Annotated in this window: 1 protein-coding gene; it reads left to right on the forward strand. The window is 65.1% G+C overall.

The window, feature by feature from the left end:
- On the forward strand, positions 1 to 1,860 hold a 1,860-nt coding region (locus tag EN925_RS33440), incomplete at its 5' end, for a glycosyl hydrolase family 65 protein (RefSeq protein WP_348630382.1).
- Positions 1,861 to 2,026: the final 166 nt, after the last annotated feature.

The following is a 2,026-nucleotide window of genomic DNA, read 5'->3' on the forward strand; positions in this document are numbered from 1 at the left end:
GCACAAAACCCCTATGGGCTGGATTTCGGCGAGCGTGTGGCCTTCCTGGCGGCCGACGGCGGCGTCCATTCGGTGACCACAGACCGATCGGAGTTCCTGGGCCGGCATGGTTCCAGCGAGCTACCGCAGGCGGTGCTGAGTGGTGCGGCGCTGTCTGGCCGTGTCGAGGCCGGCGACGATCCGTGCGCGGCGATTGCCCGCGACGTCGAGATCCCGGCAGGCGGCGACGTGACGCTGCTCTGGCTGCTCGGCGACGCCGAGTCGGTCGAGGAGGCGAGCGCGCTGGTGCAGGAGCATCGGGCCAAGGACTTCGACCAGCGATTGGCCGACAATGAGCGCGAATGGCGCGGCTTCCTCGACACCATCCAGGTCGAGACGCCCGACAAGGCGCTCGACGCCATGGTCAACCACTGGCTTCCCTATCAAAGCCTGGCCTGCCGCATCCGCGCCCGCTCGGCCTTCTATCAGGCCAGCGGCGCCTTCGGCTTCCGCGACCAGTTGCAGGATACGCTGGCGCTGCTGGCGCATGACCCACAGTTGGCGCGCGACCAGATCCTCAACGCGGCGCGGCGGCAGTTCCCCGAAGGCGACGTGCAGCACTGGTGGCTGCCGCGCACGGGTGCTGGCGTACGCACGTTGATCTCCGACGACGTGGTCTGGCTTGCCCACGCTACGGCGCGCTATTTGCTGGTCACTGGCGATGCCTCCATCCTCAAGGAGCAATTGGCCTTCATCGATGGACAGCCGCTGGGCGAGGGCGAGCACGATGCCTTCTTCACCCCGGAAATCTCGAAGAAGACAGCGACGCTCTACGATCATTGCGCGCGTGCGCTCGATCTCGCCATCAAGCGCAGCAGCCCCGCGGGCCTGCCGCTGATCCTCGGCGGCGACTGGAACGACGGCATGAACCGCGTCGGCGAGCACGGCAAGGGCGAGAGCGTCTGGCTCGGCTGGTTCCTGCTGAAGACGCTGGGCGATTTCGCCCCCGTCGCCAAGACCGAGGGTGATGCCAAGCGAGCACAGGCCTGGGCAAAGCATGCCGATGTTCTGAAGCGGGCGCTTGAGAGCACCGCATGGGACGGCGAATGGTACCGGCGCGGCAGTTTCGACGACGGCACGCCTTTGGGGTCTCGCCACTCGCAGGAGTGCAAGATCGACTCGATCGCCCAGTCCTGGAGTGTGCTTTCGGGAGAGGGCGACCCGGCACGGTCGACCACCGCCATGGAGCAAGCAACGAAGCTGCTCGTCGACGACAAGCTGAAGATCGTCAAGCTGTTCACGCCGCCATTCTCGAAGACGGAAAAGGACCCCGGTTACATCAAGAGCTATCCGCCTGGCGTGCGCGAGAATGGCGGCCAGTACACCCACGCCGCCACATGGTTCGTCATCGCGCTTGCCGAGATGGGGCAGGTCGACGAGGCCTATCGTTGTTTCTCGATGCTGAATCCCGTCAACCACGCGACCGACGAGGCCACGGCCGAGCACTATCGAGTCGAGCCCTATATCGTGGCGGCCGACATCTATGCCGGGGACGACAATGCCGGCAACGGCAAGGGCGGCCGTGGCGGCTGGACCTGGTACACCGGCTCTGCCGGCTGGCTCTACAGGGCTGCGGTCGAAGGCATTCTGGGCATCGAACGGCGCGGCAAGCGTGTCCAGTTCAAGCCGAAGCTGCCAAGCCACTGGGATGGGTACTCGGCAAATCTCAAAATGCTGGGGGCGGAACTCAAGGTTCGTGTCATCCGCGACAATAAGGCCAAGGCCGTGTCGCTGGAGGTGAATGGGGCAAAGACCAAGGCTTCGGCAGTCGAGCTGAAGGACGGCGAAGTTGCCGAGGTTGTCGTCAGGATTCCGGCCTGAGGCCTGTTGCCCAAAAAGCATGCGCTCGGGGCTGAGGCCCCGACCGCGACTTTTGTCACGCCAGGCGGGATGAGAGGCCCCATCCCGCCTGGCGTTGCCGTCTGCCGTTGACGGGCATCCCGCCGAGAAGTCTATGAAATCAAAGGTTTGAGGCGCCCCATAGGAG

Origin of the sequence: Mesorhizobium sp. M7A.F.Ca.US.006.04.2.1, from assembly GCF_004022915.1 — a bacterium.
GTDB lineage: Bacteria > Pseudomonadota > Alphaproteobacteria > Rhizobiales > Rhizobiaceae > Mesorhizobium > Mesorhizobium ciceri.